General features: G+C 32.3%; 22 protein-coding genes. 9 read left to right on the top strand and 13 right to left on the bottom strand.

Features of this window, described 5'->3' with window-relative positions:
- Positions 1-65: 65 nt before the first annotated feature.
- The 6 genes from yunB to RAH41_RS20250 form a co-directional block, all read right to left on the bottom strand.
- Positions 66-893, bottom strand: coding sequence for a sporulation protein YunB (gene yunB, locus RAH41_RS20275; protein WP_331225091.1), 828 nt, complete (start codon positions 891-893; stop codon positions 66-68).
- Between the two features lie 110 nt (positions 894-1,003).
- A complete protein-coding gene (locus tag RAH41_RS20270; protein ID WP_331225089.1) occupies positions 1,004-2,110 on the bottom strand; it encodes an HD-GYP domain-containing protein in 1,107 nt (368 codons plus the stop codon).
- A 114-nt stretch (positions 2,111-2,224) separates the two neighbouring features.
- Positions 2,225-2,527: a YunC family protein gene (locus RAH41_RS20265; protein WP_069034827.1), complete on the bottom strand. Its 303-nt coding sequence runs from the start codon at positions 2,525-2,527 to the stop codon at positions 2,225-2,227.
- A gap of 72 nt (positions 2,528-2,599) precedes the next feature.
- Positions 2,600-4,003, bottom strand: coding sequence for a bifunctional UDP-sugar hydrolase/5'-nucleotidase (locus tag RAH41_RS20260; RefSeq protein WP_331225086.1), 1,404 nt, complete (start codon positions 4,001-4,003; stop codon positions 2,600-2,602).
- Positions 4,004-4,020: 17 nt separating this feature from the next.
- A complete protein-coding gene (locus RAH41_RS20255; RefSeq protein ID WP_331225147.1) occupies positions 4,021-4,842 on the bottom strand; it encodes a sulfite exporter TauE/SafE family protein in 822 nt (273 codons plus the stop codon).
- A 204-nt stretch (positions 4,843-5,046) separates the two neighbouring features.
- Positions 5,047-5,568, bottom strand: coding sequence for a DinB family protein (locus RAH41_RS20250; RefSeq protein ID WP_331225085.1), 522 nt, complete (start codon positions 5,566-5,568; stop codon positions 5,047-5,049).
- Positions 5,569-5,943: 375 nt separating this feature from the next.
- Here RAH41_RS20250 and RAH41_RS20245 point away from each other — a divergent pair, with 375 nt between their 5' ends.
- Complete coding sequence (locus RAH41_RS20245; protein ID WP_331225083.1) at positions 5,944-6,159, top strand: hypothetical protein; 216 nt, start codon at positions 5,944-5,946, stop codon at positions 6,157-6,159.
- A 65-nt stretch (positions 6,160-6,224) separates the two neighbouring features.
- A complete protein-coding gene (locus RAH41_RS20240; RefSeq protein ID WP_331225081.1) occupies positions 6,225-6,371 on the top strand; it encodes a hypothetical protein in 147 nt (48 codons plus the stop codon).
- A gap of 406 nt (positions 6,372-6,777) precedes the next feature.
- Here the strand turns inward: RAH41_RS20240 and sufB are convergent, their stop codons facing one another.
- The 5 genes from sufB to sufC are packed head-to-tail and all read right to left on the bottom strand — an operon-like array spanning position 6,778 to position 11,994.
- The gene (gene sufB, locus RAH41_RS20235) at positions 6,778-8,175 is read right to left on the bottom strand and encodes a Fe-S cluster assembly protein SufB (RefSeq protein WP_025671514.1); all 1,398 of its coding nucleotides are present in this window, start codon (positions 8,173-8,175) and stop codon (positions 6,778-6,780) included.
- Between the two features lie 47 nt (positions 8,176-8,222).
- On the bottom strand, positions 8,223-8,672 hold the full coding sequence (sufU, locus tag RAH41_RS20230) for a Fe-S cluster assembly sulfur transfer protein SufU (RefSeq protein ID WP_025671513.1): 450 nt from the start codon (positions 8,670-8,672) through the stop codon (positions 8,223-8,225).
- Positions 8,662-9,882, bottom strand: coding sequence for a cysteine desulfurase (locus RAH41_RS20225; protein ID WP_098861061.1), 1,221 nt, complete (start codon positions 9,880-9,882; stop codon positions 8,662-8,664). The genes sufU and RAH41_RS20225 overlap by 11 nt, the downstream gene beginning before the upstream one ends.
- Complete coding sequence (sufD, locus tag RAH41_RS20220) at positions 9,882-11,189, bottom strand: Fe-S cluster assembly protein SufD (protein WP_331225078.1); 1,308 nt, start codon at positions 11,187-11,189, stop codon at positions 9,882-9,884. The genes RAH41_RS20225 and sufD overlap by 1 nt, the downstream gene beginning before the upstream one ends.
- A 19-nt stretch (positions 11,190-11,208) precedes the next feature.
- Positions 11,209-11,994, bottom strand: a complete 786-nt coding sequence (gene sufC / locus RAH41_RS20215; RefSeq protein WP_056468759.1) for a Fe-S cluster assembly ATPase SufC — start codon at positions 11,992-11,994, stop codon at positions 11,209-11,211.
- Positions 11,995-12,236: 242 nt separating this feature from the next.
- Between sufC and RAH41_RS20210 the strand changes: the two genes are divergently transcribed.
- The gene (locus tag RAH41_RS20210) at positions 12,237-12,482 is read left to right on the top strand and encodes a DUF2164 domain-containing protein (RefSeq protein ID WP_331225076.1); all 246 of its coding nucleotides are present in this window, start codon (positions 12,237-12,239) and stop codon (positions 12,480-12,482) included.
- Positions 12,483-12,807: 325 nt separating this feature from the next.
- On the opposite strand, the gene RAH41_RS20205 is transcribed toward RAH41_RS20210, so the two are convergent.
- Together RAH41_RS20205 and RAH41_RS20200 are read right to left on the bottom strand one after the other, a co-directional pair.
- Positions 12,808-13,524: a DUF3298 and DUF4163 domain-containing protein gene (locus tag RAH41_RS20205; protein WP_331225074.1), complete on the bottom strand. Its 717-nt coding sequence runs from the start codon at positions 13,522-13,524 to the stop codon at positions 12,808-12,810.
- 98 nt (positions 13,525-13,622) lie between these two features.
- Complete coding sequence (locus RAH41_RS20200) at positions 13,623-14,741, bottom strand: serine hydrolase domain-containing protein (RefSeq protein WP_331225072.1); 1,119 nt, start codon at positions 14,739-14,741, stop codon at positions 13,623-13,625.
- 357 nt (positions 14,742-15,098) lie between these two features.
- On the opposite strand from RAH41_RS20200, the gene dltX reads away from it, so the two are divergent.
- The 6 genes from dltX (at position 15,099) to RAH41_RS20170 (ending at position 20,648) form a co-directional block, all read left to right on the top strand.
- Positions 15,099-15,242, top strand: coding sequence for a teichoic acid D-Ala incorporation-associated protein DltX (gene dltX / locus RAH41_RS20195; RefSeq protein WP_082459405.1), 144 nt, complete (start codon positions 15,099-15,101; stop codon positions 15,240-15,242).
- 11 nt (positions 15,243-15,253) lie between these two features.
- Complete coding sequence (dltA, locus tag RAH41_RS20190; RefSeq protein WP_331225069.1) at positions 15,254-16,768, top strand: D-alanine--poly(phosphoribitol) ligase subunit DltA; 1,515 nt, start codon at positions 15,254-15,256, stop codon at positions 16,766-16,768.
- On the top strand, positions 16,765-17,916 hold the full coding sequence (dltB, locus tag RAH41_RS20185) for a D-alanyl-lipoteichoic acid biosynthesis protein DltB (RefSeq protein WP_331225067.1): 1,152 nt from the start codon (positions 16,765-16,767) through the stop codon (positions 17,914-17,916). Before dltA ends, dltB begins: the two co-directional genes overlap by 4 nt.
- Positions 17,917-17,931: 15 nt before the next feature.
- Complete coding sequence (dltC, locus tag RAH41_RS20180) at positions 17,932-18,171, top strand: D-alanine--poly(phosphoribitol) ligase subunit 2 (RefSeq protein ID WP_331225066.1); 240 nt, start codon at positions 17,932-17,934, stop codon at positions 18,169-18,171.
- Positions 18,168-19,382 (top strand): D-alanyl-lipoteichoic acid biosynthesis protein DltD, encoded by a 1,215-nt coding sequence (gene dltD / locus RAH41_RS20175; protein WP_331225065.1) that lies wholly within the window; start codon positions 18,168-18,170, stop codon positions 19,380-19,382. Before dltC ends, dltD begins: the two co-directional genes overlap by 4 nt.
- A gap of 294 nt (positions 19,383-19,676) precedes the next feature.
- Positions 19,677-20,648, top strand: a complete 972-nt coding sequence (locus RAH41_RS20170; protein ID WP_331225063.1) for a 2-hydroxyacid dehydrogenase family protein — start codon at positions 19,677-19,679, stop codon at positions 20,646-20,648.
- Positions 20,649-20,884 lie beyond the last annotated feature (236 nt).

Below are 20,884 nucleotides of genomic sequence, written 5' to 3'. Positions count from 1 at the left end.
TGAATGAGAAAAAAGCAGACTAACTTATATCTTAATGTACCAAGTTAGTCTGCTCTATTTTAAATTTATTTTTTTCCTTTTATTGTTGATGGAATTTGTTGAGTATTTGGCGTAAATGGAATAAAACTAGGAACTTCTCCGTCGATAATTTCAGTAGCAATTGGGACTTCTACTTTCACCTTTGTTGATTTTGTACTAAACGGGATAATTACATTCATATTTACTTCTACATTCATAATAATTTCGACAACAGAATTATTAAATCCAAATGGCTTAACTTCTTGTGTAACATTAGCCACTGCATCACCAACTACAGAAAAACGAACTGGAATGGTAGGTCCAAGTTTTCCTAAAAGTGCTGTATTTGTAACGACCCCTATCGGTACTTTTAAATAAAGACCCTCATGATCCGCCTTCATTTTCTTCATTTCTGCTTTTGATAAAGATAAAAATGATAAATCTCCATTTTCTACTCTACGAATATTTTCTTCAACATGCTTAGTAGTAGAACCAATTATTTTATTGATTAAATATGTATTCGTGCTTATTATCGCCTTACCGTTATCATCAACATCTCGAATGATAATATCCTGCCCTTGTAGTTCTCTAGATGCCGATTCATACGCTTCATTGATGACGATAGAAGCAATTCTTCTTGTTTGTTTCTCAGAATATTTTAAGATTGTTGGAGTGAAAATTTTATCAATTTCCCAAAAAGCATAGAAGGAAAAAAATAATATAACAATACAAATAACTACATATTTATTCGGAAATATAGTACGAATCGGTTTTGTTATTTGAGTTAAATCATTTTTAAATCCGCCAAAAGATTTTCTTTTTGAAACAAAAAATTTATTTTTTGGAACACGTCTGTACTTAAATCTTTTCATCATATCCATGCCCCCTTACTAATGGGTATGCATGTCATTGCCTGTTCATTCTAAATGGATATGTACAAAAACACTAAAAACGATGCCCCAGTCATTTCACTAAAAACATCCCATTATTTATAAATGCTTTGTTTTATTGTTGTATAATCACACTCGATAATCATTAATTTTAACTCATAATAGAGGTTCACTTTATAAGGAATACTTAACTTTCTTCCGTTTTCTTCAATTACAAGCACAATTGGACGATCTGTCGATACTTCATTTTGCCTAAAAACAATTCCTCGTCTACCATCACTCAATTTTACGTGTAATCCCGTTGGATAAACGGTTAGTAAATCACTAAATATGCTGATTAATTTACCATCATATAATTTATCACTACCATTAATTAATAATGTTAATCCTTCATTCGGGAGCATTGCTTGTCGATATACTCGATTTGAAGTAACCGCATCAAAAAAGTCGGCAATCCCAATGATCTTTGAGAAAAGATGCATTTCCTCACCAAATAAACCTTTTGGATAGCCACTTCCATTGATCCTTTCATGATGCTGTAATGCACAGTCGGCAACAATTGGGTGAATAGTAGATACTCGTCGTAGCATTTCGTATCCAACAGTTGTATGTTGTTTAATGAACGCATATTCATCTTCAGTTAAACGGTTCCGTTTATTTAAAATCTTTTTTGGTATGGCCATTTTCCCGACATCATGTAAGAGTGCTCCTAATCCAAGTATATTAAGTTGGATTTTACTTAGATCTAATGCCATTCCAATTCCTAAAGAATACATAGCTACATTAAGAGAATGAATAAAGATATACTCATCATATAGAAATACATCTATCAATATAGATAAAACATCCTTCTGTTGCCATAATTCGTTTTGCAGTGATTTTATAATTTCTTTAAGCCTAGATGAGTTTTTTTCTAAAGATAGCCCTCTTAAATAAAAATCTTCGCTAATTATTTTAACAAAAGCATCTTCTATTGTTTTTGTGATGTCAGTGCGAAGTTCGTCTGAAATAATTGTCTTTCCCATTAATTCTGATGATTGAGCATGTACTAAAACAAATTGAATAGCTAATTTATGTATCCGATTAATCATCTCTTTTGTTAAAGGAATATTTGCATTAACGATAACTTCTCCATGTTCATTATAAACCGGTTTTCTTAAAATCGTACCTGGAACAAGTGTTGATGCTTCAACAACTCTCATTGTTTTCTCCTTGAACAATTTTTTTAATTAAATATATGGCTCTTCATAGCAGATAATACTTTTTTTAGACTTCATTTACACAGGAAGCCACTAAAAAAAATTTAGTGGCTTTTTTTATATCATCTTTAATAATGCGTCCCTTCCAATCATTCCTTTTTGAATACCTAACTTTTCTGCTTCAACAGTAATGGATTCTAAAGGCGCATTTAATAATTCTTCTATTGTTTTTACACCAACTGCTCGGCCTGCAATAATTTGACGATCACGCAATCTTTCATTTAATAAAGCTACATCTAATGCTCCGCACATAATATATCCGTTATCATTCATAACGACCAATAAGGTAGTTTTCGGAAGTAAAACCGTAACAGCATTAAATGTATGATTATCTATTTTAATTGGGCTTAAATTGATCAAGTTCAACGCTCCTTTCTCATTCTAAAATATGAGAAAAAAACAAAAGTGTAACCTGTCTAATCTTGATAAATTTTATACATCTTTTAAAGCCGAAAATAACACATCACGTATAAATTCAGGCATAAAAAATCTTTTATGACTAGCATCTCGAATTGTAGGAATTAAGTGACCAAACGTAAATAAATCCAAAGTTCCGATCGCATACATTCGATTTAAATCTAACAATTCACCATTAATGAGTAAATCCTCTTTTTTCAAATGCCTTCTCTTATCTTTATGAACAAAAGTGATTCCATCGTAAACCATTTTTCCAATTACTTTCCCTCTAAATCCAAAACCTTTCATCTTTAAATGAGTCAACTCTTTCTCTTCACAACGATTTAAAACATTTAGTAATTCCTTACCAGATAAAGTAACGACACAAGGATTAATAGGATGTGGGCATATTCGATGAATGTCACCCTTTGTAACAGGTCCACTTGTTAAGCCATCAAGTAAAATACCCGAATTTAGTATACTAATATCTGCCTTAGTCCATTGGCGAAGCGCATTTGCTAATAATTTCAGTAATGGACTATCTTTAAACCAATTTACCCCCATGTTACTAGGAAGTTGTGTCACTGGTTCATTTAAAATTTCTTTACTCAGTCTCATTAAATTAGCCAACATCATTTTCGTCATTTCATCTTGGTAATATGTTGGGACTGTATGTATTTCAGTAACTGAAGCTTCAGTATTTATAATACTTTTCGCCTCTTTATTAACAGTAATTAAAACCTCGCCTAAATAGTTACCGTGTTTACCTGTTCCACAAAGTAATGTTTCACCAACATACTCTCCATTTGGAAATAAATGATGAGTATGTGCTCCTAAGATAATATCAACTCCTGAAAATTGTTCAGCGATTCGCTGATCGTCTCTCATACCTAAATGAGATAGTATAATGACAATGTCTGATTGCGCTTTAACAATTGGCAGGATGTTATTTAACATTTCAAAGGGATCTTTTATATTCCATCCTAAAGTTTCATAAAAAACAGGATAAGCGACTGTTAAACCAATTACTCCTAGCTTTACACCATTTTTTTCATATATTTCAAAAGGCTTGCTAAAACTCTCGGTACCTTCATCTGATATGTTTAAATTACCTACTAAAACATCAAACTTTGCATCTTCATAAAGATTTAACAACTCACCTTTTGATAAGGTAATTCCTTCATTATTTCCTATTGTAATTGCATCAAACTTTGCATCATTTAAAAGTTCTACATTGCCTTTTCCTAAAGTGGCCTCCGAAATTGGATGAAATCGATCAACGAAATCCCCAATATCAAAAGTAAGGGTTTCCTCACCTTTTTCTTTAGCTAACTCTCTTTTAGACTTCAACAAACCGACGATTGTTGGCCACGTTTCAAAGTGGCTATGAATGTCATTAGTATGGAACAACCGAATATTTATAGTTTGATTTGTTTCCATTGTTCCACCATCCTTTTTTAAATATTTTCTATAATTAATTTTATGCCATAAAATAACACAACTAACCTTAAAATTAATGCGATTGTTTCAGTTTTTAATTTTTGATTAATATATGCTCCAATTTTCCCACCAAACCATGCGCCAGGAACAAGTAGAAGAATGTAATAGAAATTTACTTCTCCTAATGTTATGTATGAAATCGAGCTTCCAAGAGTCGTAAACATAACGACAAACATTGAAGTCGCAACAGCTAACTGAGGTGGAAAACTAAATAAAAACGCCATCATTGGTACTAACAATATTCCTCCACCAATTCCAAATAATCCTGAGATAATCCCGATAAAAATCGATAAAAAAATTGCCAACGGAAGACTATAGCTATATTTATATGCTTCGCCTTCATCATTTGTATATGTTCGTATAATTCCTTTATGTACTTCCTTTGATTTTTTATTTAATTTTGAAGAAACAAAAAGAAAGACTGATATACAGATTAAAAATATACCAAAAAATAAAGTAAACCGCTCTGTATTTAAAAGTGAATTGATGTATGTACCTAGTAAGCTACCAGGAACACTACCTATTAAAAATAAAATACCACTCTTATAATCGATTCGTTTTTGCTTATGGTACGAAAGGGTGGATGAAAGTGAAGAAAACACAATTGTAATCAGTGAAGTTCCAACTGCAACATGGATTGGTACAGTCGAAAAAGCGGATAGAAAGTGATCAATATTAAGTAGCATTGGAACAATAATAATTCCTCCCCCTAAGCCAATCAATGATCCGACTGTTCCTGCAGCAAGTCCTATACTGATGAGTATAAGAATTTGTAGTATGATATCCAACCTAAATTTCTCTCCTTTTTAAATACACTAGAAATCTATTTTCTCTAATTGAATTTAAATAATAGTTTAACATAAAAAAACTCGGAATTCCCCGAGTATGAATAATCCTTTATCTTATTTCACTATAGTGCTAATAAATTTAGTGTAATTGCTTATTCTATAATGCCCGCTTTCTGTGGGTAAAACGCCAAGCTATTACTTTAATATACTTAAATTTGCAATCCAAGGTCCTACGTCAGTTTTGTATCTTTTTGCCATCACTCTTGTAATTTGATTAATATGGGTTAGATCATGTGCAACAAAAGTGGATAATAATTCTCTTAATTTCACGGAACCAAGATCAGGATGAATTCCTTCTAATTCCAGATGGAGATTTGGGTCTACTAATAATTTTAATTTCTTAAGATTTTCAGTTCTTAAATTCTTGAATTCAAGCAGTCGTTCTTCTATTGATTTCTTATGTTTTTCATTTAAATGCGAAAAACGATCGAATGGAGGGAAATGGTTGTTTCCATCATTGTTAAGTATGCAGTTCAACCTTGGAATCCAATTTGTTTTTTCACACTCAATTAGATGGTCGATTACTTCAGAAACATTCCAAGTTCCTTCACCTTCATTACAATTTAACCAAGATTCAGATAAACCCGATAAAAGGGCCTCTAATGATTTGGGTGTTCTTTCTAAAACTTCAATCGCTTCTTTAAGGTTAAAATTCATAAAAAATCCTCCCTACACCTTGATAAAAAACACTAAGACAACTTTTCATAAAACTTCAAGTTAAATTTTACCATAAATATGATTACTAAATTAATTAAACAGCTTTTTTTATGTCAACAAAAAAATAAAATTTAGCCATCTATCCAATTCTTAAACTGTAGGAACCTGACATCATTTTAATAAGTTTTACATTTTTCCCTTTGGAAGCGGTAAAAGAAAGCGTTTAAACAAAGAACATAAAAATGGTAAAGATACTAAATATTTTTAAAGAAAGAATTTCCCTGAAAGTTTATGGGACGATGCAGAAAATATAAATGATGAACTTATTTTTACTCACTCACAAATTCACGAATAGACACTGCTATAATTGATGGAATGCCTCTACAGGAAGTTGAAGACCTACAACAAAATGTAGACTTAATGAACGAAATTGTTAAAAATAACGATAACGCAATAATAGGAAATGACAGTGTAACAGTTGAGATATCTGATGCTGAACTAACTCAAAAGGCAAACGAAAAAGGTTATAAAGTTCCTTTAGCACGAACTATTGGTAAAACAAAAGTTGTTTTCCACTCATGGGGAGTGTAGAAGTTTGAGTAAGTTCAACGGCTGTAAAAACTTTAGGTGCAGTAGGTTATGCTGGATTTACATGGATGCTTGGGATAGTGATCCCAGCCGGAGGTGGTGCATTATTAGCAGGACTTTTAGCCCCTCTTTACGCTAACTACATTTTAGCAAAATCTAAGCCATTATATATAAAAGTTTGGTATACAGGTAAAAAGACAGTAACAAATCAATAAAAATCTAAAATGAGGTTTTTTATGTTAAAACAATCTTTAAAACTATTCTTTAGTCCCTACTGGAAAGTTAGTAGGAAAAATCGATTTATCAGAAGTCTTTTCATGATACCAGGTAGCATAATAACAGCATTGTTAATTTGGAAATTTCCTATTCCAGCCTATGATGGGATTGAATTAACATTAACTATAATCCTTGCGATTTCAACTATTCTTATAGTTAGTTATGAATATGTGAGGTTTAAACGGAAAAAAATAATTATCCCCATAAGGTTAATTAAGCCACTATATCTAGTGGCTTATCTTTTTAGAACATTTTAAATTTAAGCTACTACAGTTACGTATTTAGATATTACAGAAAAACTTAAAGAAGACGAACTTCAAAAGTTCGCCTCCACTAAAAACTCTATTAACCAATTGAACCTTCCATCTCGAATTTAATCAGACGGTTCATTTCAACTGCGTATTCCATTGGTAATTCTTTTGTAAATGGCTCAATGAAGCCCATTACGATCATTTCTGTAGCTTCTTGCTCAGAAATACCACGGCTCATTAAGTAGAATAATTGCTCTTCAGATACTTTTGAAACTTTCGCTTCGTGCTCAAGAGAGATATTATCGTTTAAGATTTCGTTGTATGGAATTGTATCAGAAGTTGATGCATTATCCATAATTAACGTATCACACTCGATATTTGAACGTGATCCAGCTGCTTTACGTCCGAAGTGTACGATACCACGGTACGTTACTTTACCACCATGTTTAGAAATAGATTTCGAAACAATTGTAGAAGAAGTATTTGGAGCTAAGTGAATCATTTTAGCACCAGCATCTTGGTGTTGTCCTTTACCAGCAATTGCAATAGAAAGCGTAAGGCCACGAGCACCTTCACCTTTAAGGATTACTGCTGGGTATTTCATTGTTAATTTTGAACCAATGTTTCCATCGATCCATTCCATTGTTGCGTTTGCTTCACAAACAGCACGTTTCGTAACTAGGTTAAATACGTTATTCGCCCAGTTTTGAATTGTTGTATATCGGCAGTATGCATCCTTCTTAATGATGATTTCTACTACTGCAGAGTGAAGTGAGTTTGTTGTATATACAGGAGCTGTACATCCTTCAACATAATGTACGTGTGCACCTTCGTCAGCGATGATTAATGTACGCTCAAATTGACCCATATTTTCTGAATTAATTCGGAAATATGCTTGTAATGGCGTATCAACTTTAACACCTTTTGGTACGTAGATGAATGATCCACCAGACCAAACAGCTGAGTTTAATGCAGCAAATTTGTTATCTGTAGGAGGAATTACTTTTCCAAAGTGCTCTTTGAAAATTTCTTCATGCTCACGTAATGCTGTATCTGTATCAGTAAATAAGATACCAAGATCAGTTAAATCTTGTTTCATGCTGTGGTAAACTACCTCAGACTCATACTGTGCAGATACACCAGCTAAATACTTTTGTTCTGCTTCAGGAATACCTAATTTATCAAAAGTATTTTTGATTTCTTCAGGTACTTCATCCCAAGACTTTTCTGTTTTCTCTGATGGTTTTACATAGTACGTAATTTCATCAAAGCGTAAATCTGCTAAGTCTCCACCCCATTGAGGCATTGGCATATCATAGAAATGTTGTAAAGATTTTAAACGGAAATCTAACATCCATTGTGGTTCATTTTTCATACGTGAAATTTCTTCAACGATATCCTTTGTTAAACCACGCTCTGAACGGAAGATTGATACGTCACGGTCATGAAAACCATATTTATAATCACTAATATCTGGCAAATTAGTAGACATTATTCATACTCCCTTCTTATAGAAGAGGAGGATTAAAGCTCAGAGGATTATTCCTCTGATTTTAAGCCCTTCTCCATCGCTTTCCATGCAAGTGTTGCACATTTAATTCGTGCTGGAAACTTTGAAACACCTTGTAGTGCTTCAATATCATCTAAATCGATTGATTCATCATATTCTTTTCCAAGCATCATATCTGAAAATATTTGAGCAAGCTGTAAGGCTTCCTCTATTTTTTTTCCTTTAATTGCGTGAGTCATCATTGAAGCTGACGCCATTGAAATTGAGCATCCTTCACCGTCAAAACGAGCGTCTGATACAATGCCATCATCAACCTTTAAACGTAGCTCAATGCGATCACCACAAGTAGGGTTATTCATGTTTATTGTTACATCGTTTTCTGATATAGCCCCTACCCCTTTGTTACGAGGGTTTTTATAATGGTCCATTATCACGCGACGATATAATGCATCTAAATCAATGTTTCGATTAATAGACATCGCTGAAATACTCCTTCGTTTTAACTAATCCTCTTACAAAAGCATCTACATCTTCTTTTGTATTATACAGATAAAAACTTGCACGAGCAGTAGCAGATACCTTTAACCATCTCATTAATGGCTGAGCACAATGATGGCCAGCACGAACAGCAATTCCTTCTACATCTAATACAGTCGCAACATCATGTGGATGCACATCTTCCACATTAAACGTTACTAGTCCTGCACGATGTTTCGGTCCATAGATTGTTACTCCTTTTACAGTAGATAACTGTTCAAGTGCATAATTCGCAATCTCATGTTCATGCTTTTCGATATTATCCATACCGATTTCAGTTAAGAAATCAATAGCAGCGCCTAAACCAACTGCACCAGCAATGATTGGCGTTCCACCTTCAAATTTCCATGGCAGTTCTTTCCAAGTAGAATCTTGTAAGTCAACGAAATCAATCATTTCCCCACCAAATTCAATCGGTTCCATGTTTTCTAGAAGATGTTTTTTACCATAAAGTACACCAATACCTGTAGGAGCACACATTTTATGACCAGAAAATGCGTAGAAATCGCAATCTAAGTCTTGAACGTCGACCTTCATGTGTGGAGTACTTTGTGCACCATCAACAAGCATGATCGCTCCATTTTGATGAGCAATTGCTGCAATCTCTTTAACAGGGTTAATTGAACCAAGTACATTTGAAACGTACATAATTGCAACTATTTTTGTATTTGAGTTAATTGTGGCTTTTGCTTGCTCAACGCTAATTGAACCATCTTCTTCTAACGGTATATATTTTAATGTTGCACCAGTAGCTTTAGCGACCTGTTGCCAAGGAATAATGTTACTGTGATGTTCCATATATGAAATCACAATTTCATCTCCAGCTTTTAAGTTCGTTCTTCCGTAGCTAGCAGCAACTGTATTAATTGCAGTAGTTGTACCTCTAGTAAAAATAATCTCTTCAATTGATGATGCATTAATAAATTTACGAACTTTATCACGAGCTCCCTCGTATGCATCAGTAGCTTTTGTTCCTAGAGTATGCACACCTCTATGAACGTTAGAATTATATTCTTTATAGTAGTTAGCAACAGCTTCTATTACTTGAACAGGTTTTTGTGAAGTTGCAGCACTATCCAGATATACTAAAGGATGTCCATTTACTTCTTGATTTAATATCGGAAAGGCTTCACGGATTGCTTTAACATCCATTACTTAACCTTCCTCTCGATTACATCAACAAGCATTTTTTTAACTTCTTCAATTGGTAATTCCGAAACTACAGGTGCTAAGAATCCGTGAATAACTAAGCGCTCTGCTTCTTTCTTCGGAATACCGCGACTCATTAAGTAGTACAGTTGAGTTGGATCTACTTTACCAACAGAAGCAGCGTGACCTGCCATAACATCGTTTTCATCAATTAATAAAATTGGGTTCGCATCTCCACGAGCTTTTTCACTAAGCATTAATACACGTGAAGTTTGTTGTGCATTAGACTTAGATGCGCCGTGTTCAATTTTCCCAATACCATTAAAGATTGACGTAGCAGAATCTTTTGATACACCATGTTTTAAGATCCAACCTTCAGATCCTTTACCAAAGTGAATAATGCTAGTTGTAAAGTTTTGAGTTTGCTCCCCACGACCTACTGTAACCATTTTCATGTCACCGAAAGATCCGTCTCCAACTAAGTTTGTTACATTTTCAAATACTGAGTTTCCATCGTTCATAAGGCCAAGTGCCCACTCGATTTTGCTATCGCGACCAGCGTGACCACGACGAACAACATAAGCAGTAACACCTTTTGCTAATGTATCAACAGCACCATAACGAACTTTTGCATTATCTAATGTAATTACTTCTGTAATTACGTTAACAACAGCCGCATCTAAATCAGCAGATGTAGAAACATAGTTTTCAACATAAGTAACTTCACTGAATGCGTCTGCAACAACAAGTACGTGGTTATATGCAGGTACGTTTTCGCCATCTACAACGAAAATAGATTGGATTGGTTTTTCTAATACTACATTTTTAGGAATGTATAAGAAAGCTCCACCATTTACTAACGCAGCATGTAAAGCGATTAATTTATTTTCATCGACTTTTACAGCCTCTGTCATAAAATATTTTTTCACAAGATCTTCGTGATCTTTAATCGCTGTGTGTAAATCTACGAATACTACACCTTTTTCTTTTGCTTCAGAAGAAAGAGAGTGATATACAGCAGATCCATTATATTGTACATAAACTGATTGATCAGTGTCTTCATTCATTAAAGCTGTTACTGACTCTGGTAATTGATCTTTTGTAGGAACATTTCCAGCTGTAACATTAAATTCTTTTCCAAAGAAATCCCATTTAGAGATATTTGTTTTATCTGGCTTTGGAAGAGAAAGTGATTCAGCTTTTGCTAATGCATTTAAACGGAACTCTGTGAAATATGCAGGTTCATTTAGCAGTGCAGAAAGCTGCTTAACTGTTTCTTGACTAAATGGAATTGTAGTACCAGTTGTCATGAGAATCCCTCCTATCCGATTAAGCTTCTTGCCCAACAGTCTCGTCTTCGATACCTAACTCTTGTTTAATCCAGTCATATCCTTCAGCTTCTAAACGAGCAGCTAATTCAGGACCACCTGATTTTACAATACGACCTTGCATCATAACGTGAACGAAATCCGGAGTAATGTAGTTTAATAAGCGTTGGTAGTGAGTGATGATTAAGCAACCAAACTCTTCTCCACGCATTTCGTTAACACCTTTTGAAACTACTTTTAATGCATCGATATCTAAACCTGAGTCAATCTCGTCAAGAATAGCAATTTTAGGTTGGATCATCATCATTTGAAGAATCTCATTACGTTTTTTCTCTCCACCTGAGAAACCTTCATTTAAGTAACGTTGAGCCATTTCTGGATCCATTTCTAAGAATTCCATGTTTTTATCTAATGTACGGATAAATTTCATTAATGAAATTTCATCGCCTTCTTCGCGACGTGCATTCATTGCAGAACGTAAGAAATCTGCGTTTGTTACACCGCTAATTTCACTTGGGTATTGCATAGCAAGGAAAAGACCAGCTTGAGCGCGCTCATCAACTTCCATTTCTAAAACATCGTTGCCATCAAGCTCGATGCTACCACCGATTACTTCATATTTAGGATGACCCATAATAGCAGAAGATAAAGTTGATTTACCTGTACCATTTGGTCCCATGATTGCGTGGATTTCTCCACCTTTTACTTCAAGGTTTACACCTTTTAAAATTTGCTTTCCTTCAATTGCTACTTGAAGGTCTTTTATTTTTAATGTAGAAGCTCCCATTTTACACCCTCCATAATTACATAAAAATTCTATAAAATAGAAAATGGCTATTTTAAGTTCATTCTCATTTTATTCTCATTCTAATCTTAAAGCAATTAAAAAGTATTTTCAAGCTGTGCACTATTTTACCAAAAAAGTTTTATTACGTGTAACTTTTTTTCGCAATATAAGAATAAATAGAGATACTATATATATAGGAAATAAAAAATCTAATATCTCAACTAAAAAAAGAGGGGAATTTAATGCCTAAATCAACTAAACTTTCACCAGATCAACAAAAATTTGCGATTAATCAACTTCAAACGTATTTCTTACAAGAAAGAGACGAAGAATTAAGTGAATTAAGTTCAATGTTGCTAATGGACTTTATTTCACAAAAACTAGGTCCAATGTTTTACAATAAGGGAGTTGAAGACTCACAAAGATTTATGTCAGAACGAGTTGAAGACCTTTATGCTTTATTATTAAAAGAACAGATTGAAGATTAAGTTGTTTTAGCACGCACTTTATTAATCGTACATACTCAATTTTAGATTATTCATTATTTATATAGTTGTTCAACTTATTATTATATTGTTAAAACAAATGAATGTTTTCATGCAGACTCTACCATTATTTACGAAAAGGTTTTATTTCATTAAATAAATTATTAAATAAAAGAAAAGAACCTTTTATAATAAAGGTTCTTTTCTTTTAAAACGGATTTGTTGAATTAAATAAATAAATAAACTCCCCCAAATTTTTCTAAAACATTTTATTCATCTTACGTACATATTCTCAAATGCGGAATTTAAATATAAGAAAAATGAATTTTTATTGATAAACCTGCACAGGTATAAAGACTTCAGGCATACCAGCAGCATATGCAGCTACTTCATATTCTTTAAAGATTAATTTTATTCCCGCATGATCAAATGCCCATAGTCGATTTTTGTCACTTAAGTCAATTTCGTTAGGAGATTTTATTAATACATAACCTTTATATTTCTTTTGTAATTGCTGATAAGCATATTCTTGAACGGATTTTGTATTTTCATTTATTAATTGAGATAGTGGAACTACTTCACCTGTTTTCACGTCAAAATTAAATGTCGTTCCCACCGTCATCCCATGTGCCCCACCTGTATATGAATACTCATTATAAATAACACTTAATTTATCAAGATTATTGTATAGTATTTTATAAGTAAAACCATATTCATAAGGTCTCCACGGTCCTTGGGTAGCATCCCATTTTGTCTTAGCTTCTTTCTCTTCTTCTAATAGCTTTAAACGATTACTATTCGCTAGATCAGCACCTTTTTTTAAGATACTATTGATTTTTTGTTGTGCAGTTGAATTAGATGCTCCACTTATTTGTGGATACTTAATCGGTGCATCATTTAGTTTTTGTTCAGTAATTTTAATATGTCTTGTTAAAGAGTTTTCATTGATCCCAGCTTTCGTTTCCGCATTAACAAAATTTATAAGGCTCAAATTAATACTGCTAGTCATTATGATTAACAAAAAATAATATAGAAACTTTTTCACTAGACTCCTCCTATTTTCTTTATCAAAAAATAGTATGAGTATCTTTTAAATCATTTATGAAAAATTTTATAAGAGTCTAGATTCTTATAATTGTATTCTCAACTCATTTTGTTAACTAGATTAAATAAGTTCATTGCTATCTTAGAAGTGTTTGGTTTCATCTTTTGACTATTAGAAAAGACAATTACATATGTTTTGGAAACTGGATCGAATACATTCATACAATTAATTCCTGGAACTACTCCATGATTGTATAAATACTTTCCTTTATTATAAATTCCAAATGCATAATGATTTTCATATGGCTTAATAAATTGAGGAAAACTTTTACCCAAAATAAGTTTATTCGAAATAAGTGCCTCATCCATTTTTTGTAAGCCTGAAACCGTTGAATAAATATCTCCACAGCCTAATAGATAGTTAAAATTTGGGATTCGTAATTGCTTCGGTTCATTTTTAGATTGAATTAATAAATAACCTAGTGCATGATCCCTTTTTTTATAAAAATCGTTACCTTGTCCAATTTCAGCTATATTCGCTTTATCAAAAATATGTGTTTTTATATATACTCCATAAGGAATTCCAGTTACTTTTTCAATAACGTAAGCAAGTAAAACATAATTTGTGTCATTGTAATCCCATTTGTTTAACGGTTTATAGTGAGCATTTGATTTAACTATTTTCTTTATTAAATCAGTTGATGAAATTGGATGAAATAACTCTTTTTGCCTCCTAATACCTGAAGTATGTGAAATTAAATGAAATAGTGTTAATTTTGACCCATTTGGAAAGTCCGGTATATATTTTGCAATCGGATCGTTAAAGGATATTTTGCCTTCCTCTTTTAATTGCATTAACAACGTTGAAACAAAAAATTTTGAAATTGAGCCAACTGGATAATACGTATTTGGAGTGTTCTGTAATTGATTTTGGATATCTCGATAACCGTATCCCTTATTAAGAATATTTTCTCCATTCTTTCTAACAAGAACAACTCCGTTAAAATGAATTTGCTGTAAGTAATGATCAATCTCTCTAGTATTGTTATGTCGATCATTAGTGAAATCAACTTTTTTCATAGTAGCGTATTTCGAAACTGTCACTTTCGAAACTGTCACTTTCGAAAAGTTTTTATTCCATATAAAACTACAAAATGGAGACATTATTAAAACAATTAAGAAACTAGGAATCAAGAATAAATAAAATTTTTTCATCATTTACCGTCTCCCATAGAGCAGGGTCGAGAGGATTTTCCTATCTTCCCTTTTCCCCATTATTTTGCAAACCTATATTTTACTATTCATATATTTTACTGATCATAATTTAAAATCCCATCACCTACTATCCAAAAGTTATGGCGTCTAAGAAACTAACAACACAAGTTCATTTCATTTACTTATCCTAATTGTATTAACAAACTTGTCCATTAATCTTTAGAATTTAATTAAAAAAAATTTACCTAACCTTTAATAATTTATTATCTGTTTGTAATTTTAAAAGGTGTTTGGTTAATTTTTCATCTTTTTTTCGGTGTTATAATACGTCTAGCTAAAAATTAAGAAAGGTGAAAACAGATGGGTAAAATCCATATTTTCCGTTCGAAGACTTTAAGATTTTTATTTTATACTGCGTTTTATTTATCAATTTTACTTGCATTACTCTATTTATATGGATTTAAAGATTCATTTACAGGGACCTTTATATATAACGATTTTTAGGACGTGAGCTGATGAAATCAATTATTGAACAAATAGATTATTGGGCAATTAACACCCCAGACACTATCGCATTTCAAAATAGTGATTATTCTTTAACATATAAAACTTTAAAGCAACAATCAGATGCGATTGCTAGCTGGATGATTAAAAATAATTTTACGAATAATCCCGTTATTGTGTATGGACATATGCAGGCAGAAATGATTTCCATTTTCTTAGGATGTGTAAAAGCAGGTTGTGCTTATATTCCCGTTGATGAGTCAATCCCTTTTGAAAGACTAAAAAAAATGATTACTAATTCTGGTGCAAATTTAATAATTACACCAAAAGAAATTACTTTTGAGTTTGAATCCATTAATACCATCAATTTTGGAGAACTACAGAAGATTATTGAATCTACAAATCTAGTCCAATCTTTAACTGATTTCAATGTTAAAGACGATGAAACATTTTATATTATCTATACTTCAGGTAGCACTGGAGATCCAAAAGGCGTACAAATTACTGAAAAAAACTTACGTAGCTTTACCGATTGGATATTGAAGGATTTTAAGATACACAATGGGCAACGCTTTTTAAACCAAGCTCCATTCTCTTTTGATTTATCAGTAATGGATGTATATCCATCGTTATTATCAGGTGGCACACTCATTGCTGTTGAAAAATCTTTGATTGAGCGACCAAAAGCATTATTTGATTATTTAATTGCAAGTGATATTGATGTTTGGACTTCTACACCTTCATTTATAGAGATGTGTATGATGAATCCGGATTTCAGCGAAATGTTACTACCAAACTTAAAGACTTTTCTTTTCTGTGGTGAAGTACTATCGAATAATAGTGCTAAACAGCTTTTATCTAGATTTCCTAAAGCAGAGATTTATAATACTTACGGTCCAACAGAAGCGACAGTTGCCGTAACATTCGTCCAGATTACCGAGGAAGTCATAAATCAATATTCCCCATTACCGATTGGAACTCCAAAAGACGATACAATCATTTACATTTTGGATGAATTGGGTAACCCTCTTCCAGATCGTGAAACAGGGGAAATTATTATAGCTGGCCCAAGCGTTAGTAAAGGGTATCTTAATAATCCGTTAAAAACTGATGAAGCCTACTATCAAATAAATGACATGCGCGCCTATAAAACAGGTGACTCTGGTTACTTTGATGACGGACTATTGTTCTATAAAGGTAGAATCGATTTCCAAGTAAAGCTACACGGTTATCGGATTGAAATTGAGGACATTGAAAATAACATTAGAAGATTACCATTAGTTCATTCTGCAGTTATATTACCAGAAATGAAGGATGGTAAGTGTATAGATTTACATTGCTTAGTAGTCGTTAAAGAACACGATTTCGAAAAAGAATATCATTTAACACGTTTTTTAAAACAAGAATTAAATAAATATATGCCTACTTATATGATTCCAAGAAAATTTAGTTATTTACGAAGTTTACCAATGACAATGAACGGTAAAGTTGATCGAAAAAAATTATTGGAGCAAACTTACCAATGATTCCATACAGTAGTTTTACGTTTTTCGGTATTTTATTTGTTCTGCTAATCCCAGCAGTCATATTAGGGTTTTTAGGAAGAAGATCAACTACGTACACAACATTACTTTCTTTTGTGTTTTTATTATTGGTCTTTTCCTCTTCTAAAATACAAACCTTCTATCTAGTTGCTTATATAATTTGGGTAGTTATTTTAATTAAAGGGTATAGTATTTTTCGAAAGAATAGAAACGATTCAACTGTTTATTACTTAAGTGTATTTCTATCCATTTTACCTTTATTGATTGTAAAGCTTTCACCGATTTTTGAAAGTACTACACTTGTAGGTTTTTTAGGAATTTCCTATTTAACATTTAAAGCAACACAAGTCATTATAGAAATTCGTGACAATAGTATAAAGGAAATAAAGATTGTTGATTTCTTGAAGTTTTTATTATTTTTTCCAACGATTTCTTCTGGACCAATTGATCGTTTTAGGAGATTTCAACAGGATTGTCAAAAAAAGTTAACCGCTATTGAATACAAGGAGTATTTTCAAATTGGTGTTCATAAAATTTTTATTGGTTTTCTCTATAAATATATAATTGGTTATTTAATTAACGTTCATATACTTGAAACACAGTTTACACTCGGGCATACATTTGTCTCAAATCTAACGTATATGTATGCATATAGTCTGTATTTATTTTTTGATTTTGCTGGTTATAGTGCATTTGCAATCGGCGTTAGTTATTTAGTAGGCATTAAAACACCTGAAAACTTTAATATGCCATTTATTAGTCGTAATATAAAAGACTTTTGGAATCGCTGGCATATGAGCTTATCATTTTGGTTCCGTGACTATGTATATATGAGAATGGTATTCTTACTGACTAAGAAAAAAATGATTAAAAATCGAAGAAATATTTCTTATATCAGTTACACTACTTTATTTTTGCTGATGGGTGCATGGCATGGGATCCAAATAAATTATCTACTTTATGGTTTATACCAAGCTCTATTGATGTGTAGTTTTGATTGGTTTGAACAATTCAACAAGAAAAAAAAGATTTGGAAAAATAATAAACTTACACATATATTAGCTGTTATTATTACATTCCATTTTATTTGTTTCGGATTTTTAATATTTTCAGGACATCTAGTTAACTAAAGGAGAATTAGTATAATGGAAAATTTAAGAGCAGAAGTTTTAAAAATTTTAGCAGATTTATGTAATACAGATGAAGTGATTGAAAACCCGGATATTCAAATTTTTGAAGAAGGATTATTAGATTCTTTTGGTACAGTTAGCTTATTAGTTGAAATCGAAGAACAAATCGGTATCAACGTGACGATTTCTGACTTCGATCGCGAGGAGTGGGCAACACCAAATAAAATCATTTCGATTTTAGAGGCTAGAAAATGAAAAAAGTTCAATTTTTTGGGATGATAACAGCTATTTCCATTTTTTTACTAGCTTTGTATCTTCCAAATTCTTTTTACGAACTATTTGTTACAAAAGAACGATTAAATAATACAGCAGCATCTTTAAACCCTGAAACATTTCAAGGGACCCTGCTTCAAAAAAAAATGTTAAAAGACCCAAAATTCCTACCTATTTTTGGGTCCTCAGAACTTGCTAGAAGAGACCCCTTCCATCCTTCAAGATTTTTTATGGGAGAAAAAAATGAATTTACTCCCTATCTAATTGGTCGAGGAGGATCACAAAGTCTCGTTCATTTTCTTGATTTAGCATCTTTAGGTGATGGAATAAAAAATAGAAAAATTGTATTTGTTTTATCGCCACAGTGGTTTATTCCTCATGGCATTGACGATACTCATTTTTCACCTAATTATTCTGCGCTTCAAACTTATTCATTCGTTTTTAATAATACAATTGATATGTCAGTAAAGAGACAAATTGCAAAGAGACTTTTAACGCTATCAATTATCAAAAAAGACTCTTTATTAGTAACCCAATTAAATGCTTTAATTTCAAATAGCAAAAAAATTAAGTTCAAGGCTATGGCTGAAAAACCGTTAGCTTACACATATTTAAAAATTCTTGAAAAGAAAGATCTTTTCGAGACCGTTATAATGGACCCTGATAAAAACTTCCGATTAAAAAAATCAAAATATGAAGATTTATCCTGGGATCGAGTAGCTCAAGTTGCCGATAAAATAGGCAAACGAGAATCAACTACTAACCATTTCGGTATAATTAATAAATACTATATAAAGCACATTCAAAATCGTCTTCCAGCTTTAAAAAATTATAAACGAAATAGTAACTATGGTGTATCGCCAGAATATGATGACCTTCAAATGGTATTAGCATTATTAAAAAAAGAACACACACAAGCATTGTTTATTTCCGTTCCAGTAAATGGACCATGGTATGATTACGCTGGATTCCCAAAAGAAGGTAGAGAAGTTTATTACAAAAAAGTAAAAAAACAAATTGAAGCTGCTGGTTTCCAAGTAGCTGATTTTTCTTCACATGAATACGATGAGTTTTTCCTAAAAGATACAATTCACTTAGGCTGGAAGGGCTGGGTATACGTAGATCAATCTTTGAATAAGTTTTATTCAGTAAACCATACTCCCCCTACCGCAAGTTTAAATCATAGATATTAATGAGAAAGCAGACTAGTGTCTGCTTTTTTCATTATTGAAAATTAAGTTAGTTAATTAATAATGGGATTTAACCTTGATAAGTAAGTTGTGTCCTATAGATTGTGAACTACGTTTATTTTATATTTAGGGGCAAGAAAGAAGAGGGAATTACAGGCATTAGTAATTTGCAAATTTACAAAAAATATAAATATATTCATCTAACTTCCAAATACTAAATTAAACAAAACTTGAAACTTCATTTATAATAATAACGTTACGAATCAATTATTAAACTGTTGAAAGAAGGTTTCTAATTTGGCACATATTTTGGTAGCAGGAAAAATTCCAGAAAAGGCTGAGGAATTATTAAAAGATCATCATGTCATTGTTTATGAAAATGAGCAATTAATTACAGAAGATGAATTGTGTGAGCTTGTTGGTGGGGTAGATGCAATTTTAAGCTTACTATCCACTCCAATTACAAAAAGAGTTATTGATGCTGCTAAAAATGTAAAAATTATTGCTAATTACGGAGCAGGATTTAATAATATCGATGTAGATTATGCAACTAGTAAGGGCATTCATGTTACAAACACTCCACTTGTTTCTACAGACGCAACTGCTGAGTTAACTTTTGGTATTCTTTTAGCTATCTCCAGAAGAATAGTCGAAGGAGACGAACTTTGTCGCACAAAAGGTTTTGAAGGATGGGCACCTTTATTTTTTAGAGGAACAGAACTATCAGGAAAAACTTTAGGTATTTTTGGTTTTGGAAATATCGGACAAGCAGTAGCAAAGCGAGCTAAGGCGTTTAATATGAATATTATCTATCATCAACCAAGAAGATTAAGTAAAGAGCTTGAACATGAATTAAATGCCACTTACGTAACACTGGAGCAATTATTACAGACTTCTGACTATCTTACCCTTCATTGTCCTTACAAACCTGATTTACACCATTTATTTGGAAAAGCAGAGTTTTCCAAAATGAAGGGTACTGCGTTTTTTATCAATGCAGCTAGAGGTCCTTTAGCGAACGAACAGGAATTAGTAGACGCATTAAAGGATGGTGTTATCGCTGGAGCGGCTCTAGATGTATTTGAATTCGAGCCAAAAATAACAGAAGAACTAAAATCACTTACAAATGTTGTATTAACACCTCATATCGGTAATGCAACATATGAAACTCGTGATGCTATGTCAGAAATAGCAGCTAAAAATATTATTGAGGTTATGGCTGAACGACCACCAATCTCACCTGTAAATCAAATTCTTGTAAAGAATTAAAAATAAAAAGGGCTGTTTCATAAGTTAGATTCACTCACTTATGTGCAACCCTTTTTTATTGGAATTGAATTTACGCGTACTTTGGTTTGTAGATTATTTTTGTTCATTTGTTGTTTGTAATTGATCTTTTTTATCTTTCTCTAAAATTTAATTGAAGTTTTGCCAATTTTATTAGCGATTTTCAGGATTTATTTGCAGAGAATAGTTTACCAAAAAAAAGAGGGTTCCCAAATAAG

This window comes from Gottfriedia acidiceleris (genome assembly GCF_036421055.1).
Taxonomy (GTDB): domain Bacteria; phylum Bacillota; class Bacilli; order Bacillales; family Bacillaceae_G; genus Gottfriedia; species Gottfriedia acidiceleris_C.
Note: the sequence above shows the minus strand (reverse complement) of the source record. Positions and strands in the feature narration are given on the sequence as shown.